This window comes from Pseudomonas sp. B2021 (genome assembly GCF_018135665.1).
In the GTDB taxonomy this organism is placed as follows: Bacteria; Pseudomonadota; Gammaproteobacteria; order Pseudomonadales; family Pseudomonadaceae; genus Aquipseudomonas; species Aquipseudomonas lactis.
The window spans coordinates 2,934,612-2,940,932 of record NZ_SMOF01000001.1 but is presented as its reverse complement, the minus strand read 5'-3'; the positions used below and the strand labels follow the sequence as shown (position 1 = coordinate 2,940,932).

Genomic DNA, 6,321 nt, shown 5'->3' with positions numbered 1-6,321 from the left:
ACCGAGCCTAAGCGAGGTGCCGAGTGGTGGGGCAAGAGCGTTTTGCTTACTTTTGCGCTTTTCAAAAGTGAGCCGCTGTCAGAGCGGAACCCTAAGTGGCCGTTACCGCAGGAATGGATATGTACTCGGTATAACGGTGTCGACTGTGAGGCCGCCTTCGCAGGCAAGTCAGCTCCCACATTTGGATCGTGGGGTGTCAGGCCACGTACTCAGAACGCCAACTTGTACCCCACCGCCATCAACATCACCGCCAGGCACGGCCGCAATACCCCATCGGGAATCTTACCCGTCATATGGCTACCCACGTAGATCCCCGGCAACGACCCCATCAGCAAAAACCCCAGCAAATGCCAGTCCATATTCCCCATGCTGGCATGGCCCAGGCCCGCCACCAAGGTCAGGGGCACCGCATGGGCAATCTCGGTGCCAACCAGGCGCCGCGTGGCCAGGAACGGGTACAGAATAAACAACGCCACCGTGCCCAGAGCGCCGGCGCCGATCGAGGTCAGTGCCACCATGGTGCCGAGGATCGCACCTGTCACGACAGTGAGCACATTCAGATTGCGCGGGCGCAGATGGTAGGAATCGCCAGCATGACGCTGGGCAAAGGCCAACAAGCTTTTCTTGAACAGGATCGCCAGGGCCGTCAGCAGCAACACCACGCCAAGGGCCTGCTTGATCACCGCGTTCATCGCGCTGGGGTCGGTGTGCAGGCTGGCCAGGAACCATAACGTCAGCAACACCGCCGGTACGCTGCCCAGGGTGAGCCAGCCAGTGATGGTCCAGTCGATATTCTTGTTCTTGCTGTGCACCAGCACGCCACCGGACTTGGTAATGGCGGCGTACAGCAGGTCGGTGCCCACTGCGGTGGCCGGGTTGATGCCAAACCACAGCAGGATCGGGGTCATCAGCGAACCGCCGCCCACCCCCGTCATGCCCACAATAAAACCCACGATCAGGCCGGCAACCACGAAACCAATATTACCTACATCCATTCCAGCTACCCGTGGCCTTATAAATTTCTGGCCGCAGGATAGCGATTTTTCTTATAACCACTTATACCGATGCGATCTGAGTTTATGCATTTTTGGAATCTAAGATTTTTTTTGCCAAGAACTGCATCCAAAGGGCGGGCCTGTGCCGTAGTCATCAGCGTAACCCTGCTGTTCTACCCAATGGAGAAACACCATGAACGCTAAAACACTGCTGTGCTTGACCGGTCTGCTCATCGCCGCACCGTCGGCGTTTGCCCAGGCGGGCCTGCCGGACAGCATCAAGGTGCCGGATGGCCACAAGCTGGCGATGCAAACCACCGGCGTCGGCGAAATCACCTATGAATGCCGCGACAAGGCCAACGCCGCCGGCCAGACCGAGTGGACCTTCGTCGGCCCCAAAGCCGTGTTGAACGACCGTAATGGCCAGCAGGTCGGCACCTATTTCGGCCCACCCGCCACCTGGCAGGCCAAGGACGGCTCGACCATCACCGGCACGCAATTGGCCGTGGCGCCGTCAAGCCCGGGTAACCTGCCCTATCAACTGGTCAAGGCCAACCCGGCCGAAGGCAAAGGTGCAATGAGTGGCGTGACGTATATCCAGCGGGTAGCGCTCAAAGGCGGGGTCGCTCCCGCTACGCCCTGCACCACGGCGAACAAAGGCGCCAAGGAAGTGGTGAAATACCAAGCGGATTACCTCTTCTGGGCCGCCAACTGAGCAAACTCAGCTACGCTGGCCAGGTAGGCGCGAGCAACCTCGCGCCTACCACGCGTAGACGTCTCCTCAGTGGCAGGAATTCTGGTTTGGCTGAAATCATCTTTGATTATGAAGTGTGCCTGTTAGCCTGCGCCCGCGGCGATCAACGCGCCCTGCACCAGCTCTATGAGCAGGACAGCAGCCGTTTGCTCGGTGTGGCATTGCGCATTACCCGCAACAAGGCCCTGGCCGAGGACATTGTGCATGACGCCTTTATCAAGATCTGGCATGGCGCGCGCAGTTTCGACCCCCTGCGAGGCTCCGCACGGGGTTGGGTGTTCAGCGTGACCCGCCACCTGGCCCTGGACGTGGTACGCAGCGCCGGACGTGACGTGCCGCTGGACGATCAGTACGAACCGCTGGCAGAGCCTGCCCAGGCTATCGAGTTTGCCGCACGCTCCGGGCAGATCCACCAATGCCTGGAACGGCTCGACCCGACACGCCGCACCTGCATCCTGCACGCCTATGTGGACGGTTACTCCCACAGCGAAATCGCGCAAAAGCTCAGTACCCCATTAGGCACAGTCAAAGCCTGGATCAAACGCAGCCTCACCGCCTTGCGCGAGTGCATGGCATGAACGACAGCCTGGATGAACTAGCCAGCGAATACGTGCTGGGGACCCTGCCCGCCGAACAGCGCGCGCAGGTGCAACAACGCCTGGCCCATGATGCGGCGCTGCGCGCACAGGTGGATGCCTGGGAGCAGCGCTTGTTGCCTCTGGTGGCGCTGGCGCAACCGGTACCGCCTTCGGCACAGCTGTGGCGGCGCATTGAACGCCGCATCAAAGCCCCCGAAACGAGCGTGCCGTGGTGGAACCTGCTGGCGTTCTGGCGCGGGCTTTCTGCCGCGGGGCTGATGGCAAGCGTGGTGCTGGCGGCTTTATTACTGACGCGCCCGCCCATGCCCGCACCCAGCTTCGTGGTGGTGCTGATGGCGCCACAAAGCCAGGCACCGGGCTGGGTGGTGCAGGCCAGTGATAATCAGCAGATCCAGTTGATTCCACTGGGGGTGATGGAGATTCCCGCTGACAAAGCCCTGGAGTTCTGGACCAAAGGCGATGGCTGGCAGGGTCCCGTTTCATTGGGGCTGGTAAAGCCGGGGCAGACCTTGTCGATACCCCTGGACAAGCTGCCGCCGCTGGCGCCGAACCAGTTGTTTGAACTGACGCTGGAAGGGCCCAATGGCTCGCCCACTGGCAAACCCACCGGGCCAATTCACGGGATTGGCCGTGCAGTCAAAGTGCTTTGATCACGAAAGGTTAGGCAGCCACACACGAAACCGCGCCCCGCCCAGGGGCGACGCAAGAGCCGTCAAGGTGCCGCCCTGAGCCTCCAGGGCGCGCCGGCTGATCGCCAGGCCCAGGCCAAAGCCGCCGGTGGCGCGGTCGCGGCTACGGTCCAGGCGATAGAACGGCTCGAAGATGCGCTCGCGCTGGTCCGCTGGTATACCGATGCCATCGTCGTCCACCCAGATTTCACAGCCTTTAGGGCATACGCGCACGCCCACCTGGATGCGCTTGTCGCAGTAGCGCGTCGCGTTGCGCAGCAGGTTCTGCAAGGCTCGGGCGGTAAGGCGCGGGTCGAGGCTGAAGCGCTCCACAGCGCAATCGAGCACCACATCGATGACGATATCGGGGTTTTCCAGCTCATCGTCGACGCTGCCCAACACGCTGTCGATAAACTCATCGAGCGCCACCTCTACCCGCTCGGGCAACTGCGCCGGGTTTTGCAGGCGGCTGTAAGACAGCAATTCCAGCACCAGCTCATCCAGCTCCCGAATATGCGCCACCAGGCTTTGCAAGCGCTCCCGGCTGGCCGGGGGCATGTCTTCGGAAAGCGCCAGGGCCAGGCCGAAATCCAGGCGGGTGAGCGGCGTGCGCAGTTCATGGGAGACCGCATTGAGCAAGTCGCGCTGCTGGTTCAAAAGACGCTCGATGTCGTCGGCCATCGTGTCGAACACCGCCGCCAGGCCGCCGATGCTGGAGCTGGGTGCGAGCCCCGTACGCGCCTCCAGATGGCCCTTGCCCAATAACGCGGCGGTACCCTTCAAACGCTCCAGGTCACGCCAGTGCGGACGCAGCCACACCAGCAGGCACGCCAGCAAGGCGGCGCCGACCAGCACGTTCATCGACCAGTACAACAGGTTCATGTCCAGCGGGTCTGGCGGCACAGTCAACTTGACTGCGAACTGCTGGTTGATCGGCGAACTGATTTCTTCCATCCAGCCCCATTCGCCCAGGCGGATCACTGGCTTGCCTTGCTCCAGTAGCTGCTCTTCCTCAGGGGTATAGCGGGCGTCCTGGCGCAGCAACAGTTGCACCTTCAGCGGTGCAAAATCGTGGCTCAATTGGTCGGTCACCTGGGACCAGCGCTCCACTGGCGCCCGCTGGTACTGCTTGACCATGAGCTTTTGCAGGCCACGGGACTGTTCGATGTTGTAGTCCATGTAACGGTGTTCGAACAGCTGGATCACCAGCTTGGGAATCAGGTAAATCGCCGCACTGTAAGTGACGATGGTGATCAGGTAGAGGCGCAGCAGTACGCGAAACATGCTTCAGCATTCCCACTCGGAACGGCTGAACAGGTACCCCTTGCCCCACACCGTCTTGATCTTGCGCGCCTCGCCCGCATGGTCGTCGAACTTGCGCCGTAGCTTGGAGATGGCCACGTCCACCGAACGGTCGGTGCCGTTGAACTCGATACCGCGCAGGCGTTGCAGGATCTGATCGCGGCTGAGCACTTCGCCAGCATGCCGGGCCAGCACCACCAGCAGGTTGTATTCACCGCTGGACAGCTCCACCGCCTGCTCGCGCCAGGTCACGGTGCGCTCGGACAAATCAATGCACAGGTTGCCCATGACGATCTGGTCGCTGGCCACCTGGGGTTCGGACAGGCTGCTGCGCCGCAGCAATGTGCGCACCCGGGCCAGCAATACACGCGGCTCGCAGGGTTTGGTCACATAATCGTCGGCGCCCATTTCCAAGCCCAGTACCTGGTCGTGGCTGTCATCGCGGGCGGTCAGCATCAGGATCGGCAGGCCCGCCGAATCGGCGCGCAGCAAGCGGCACACCTGCAGGCCGTCGAGGCCCGGTAGCATCAGGTCGAGGATCACCAGGTCCGGTGGGTTCAGGCGGGCGCGTTCACGGACATGGTCGCCACGGCTGAGCACGCTGACGTGGTAGCCATTGCGCTCCAGGTAGCTGGCAATCAGCTCGGAGAGTGCGGCGTCGTCTTCCACCAGGAGGATGTTGGGCATGGTGTTTCCAAATAATGCGGTTTGTTGGTGTGTTGCAGGATTGTGCAAGGATATACGCCCCCGGCGCCCTGCGCGCCGTACCTTACACTTCTTCACAGACCCGCTACACAGCTTCACAGCACCACGGCGCAGGTGCCCCTAGGATGCGCCAGTCAATATTGGGATAAGAGCATGTCGAAGAATCTATTTGCGCCGTTTTGCCTGTTGGCCCTCACACTGGCGCTGAGCGCGTGTGGTCAGTCGGCAGACGAGGCGCCACAAATGCCCCTGGCCAAAGTGCGGATCGAAACCCTGCAGGCCAAGCCCCTCTCTATTACCAGCGAACTGAGCGGGCGCATCGCCGCACCGCGTATCGCCGAAGTCCGCGCGCGGGTCGCCGGGGTGGTCATGCAGCGGGTGTTCAACGAAGGTCACGATGTAAAACAAGGCGACGTGTTGTTCCGTATTGACCCGGCGCCGTTCAAGGCCGACCTGGACAGTGCCCAGGCCAACCTGAGCAAGGCCGAGGCCAATGCGTTCCAGGCGCGCCTGCAAGAACAGCGCTACAGCCAACTGGTGGAAGGCAATGCCATCAGCGGCCAGGAATACGACAACGCCCGCGCCGCCTTGCGCCAGACCAACGCCGAAGTCGCCGCCAACAAAGCCGCCGTCGAGCGTGCCAAGCTGAATTTGGGCTATGCCACCGTGACCGCACCGATTTCCGGGCGCATTGGCCGCGCCCTGGTGACCGAAGGCGCACTGGTGGGCCAGAACGAGGCGACGCCGCTGGCGATTATCCAGCAACTGGACCCGATCCACGCCGACCTCACCCAGTCCACTCGTGAGCTGAACGACCTGCGTCGTGCGTTTCGTGCCGGCAGCCTGAAGCAGGTCGGCCAGGACCAGGCCAAGGCCACCTTGATCCAGGACGACGGCAGCCAGTACCCGTTGCCGGGTAAATTGCTCTTCGCTGACATCAGCGTCGACCCCGGCACCGGGCAGATCATCCTGCGCAGCGAGTTCCCCAACCCGGACCTCGACCTGCTGCCGGGCAGCTTTGTGCGGGTTCGCGTGGAACAGGCCGTCGACAAGCAAGGCCTCAGCGTGCCGCAACGCGCCATTACCCGTGACAGCGCCGGTATCCCGATGGTGTTGTTGCTGGATGCCGAGCAGACCGTCAGCCAGCAACCGGTGGAGTTGGGTGCGGTGATCGACAACCGCTGGATCGTCACCAGTGGCCTCAAGCCCGGCGACCGCATCATCGTCGAGGGCCTGCAACATGCGCGCCCCGGTGAAAAAGTTGAAGTGGACGACAGCCCGCTCGTAAAGGAATAACC

General features: G+C 62.1%; 7 protein-coding genes. 4 read left to right on the top strand and 3 right to left on the bottom strand.

Going from position 1 to position 6,321, the window contains the following annotated elements:
* Positions 1-209: 209 nt before the first annotated feature.
* Entirely contained in the window at positions 210-995 is a 786-nt protein-coding gene (locus E1K68_RS12980) for a sulfite exporter TauE/SafE family protein (protein WP_003190943.1), read from the bottom strand.
* A 193-nt stretch (positions 996-1,188) separates the two neighbouring features.
* Here E1K68_RS12980 and E1K68_RS12975 point away from each other — a divergent pair, with 193 nt between their 5' ends.
* The 3 genes from E1K68_RS12975 (at position 1,189) to E1K68_RS12965 (ending at position 2,998) form a co-directional block, all read left to right on the top strand.
* Positions 1,189-1,710, top strand: a complete 522-nt coding sequence (locus tag E1K68_RS12975) for a DUF3455 domain-containing protein (protein ID WP_003190941.1) — start codon at positions 1,189-1,191, stop codon at positions 1,708-1,710.
* An 86-nt stretch (positions 1,711-1,796) separates the two neighbouring features.
* Positions 1,797-2,327 carry a sigma-70 family RNA polymerase sigma factor gene (locus E1K68_RS12970; RefSeq protein ID WP_032892062.1) on the top strand — a complete coding sequence of 177 codons (531 nt, stop codon included), beginning with the start codon at positions 1,797-1,799 and terminating at the stop codon, positions 2,325-2,327.
* Entirely contained in the window at positions 2,324-2,998 is a 675-nt protein-coding gene (locus E1K68_RS12965) for an anti-sigma factor (protein WP_094775456.1), read from the top strand. Before E1K68_RS12970 ends, E1K68_RS12965 begins: the two co-directional genes overlap by 4 nt.
* Here the strand turns inward: E1K68_RS12965 and E1K68_RS12960 are convergent, their stop codons facing one another.
* Together E1K68_RS12960 and E1K68_RS12955 are read right to left on the bottom strand one after the other, a co-directional pair.
* Positions 2,999-4,300 (bottom strand): ATP-binding protein, encoded by a 1,302-nt coding sequence (locus E1K68_RS12960; RefSeq protein WP_003190936.1) that lies wholly within the window; start codon positions 4,298-4,300, stop codon positions 2,999-3,001.
* Between the two features lie 3 nt (positions 4,301-4,303).
* Positions 4,304-5,005 (bottom strand): response regulator transcription factor, encoded by a 702-nt coding sequence (locus tag E1K68_RS12955; RefSeq protein WP_003190934.1) that lies wholly within the window; start codon positions 5,003-5,005, stop codon positions 4,304-4,306.
* A 171-nt stretch (positions 5,006-5,176) separates the two neighbouring features.
* Between E1K68_RS12955 and E1K68_RS12950 the strand changes: the two genes are divergently transcribed.
* Positions 5,177-6,319, top strand: coding sequence for an efflux RND transporter periplasmic adaptor subunit (locus E1K68_RS12950; RefSeq protein ID WP_047710733.1), 1,143 nt, complete (start codon positions 5,177-5,179; stop codon positions 6,317-6,319).
* The last annotated feature ends 2 nt before the right edge of the window (positions 6,320-6,321 follow it).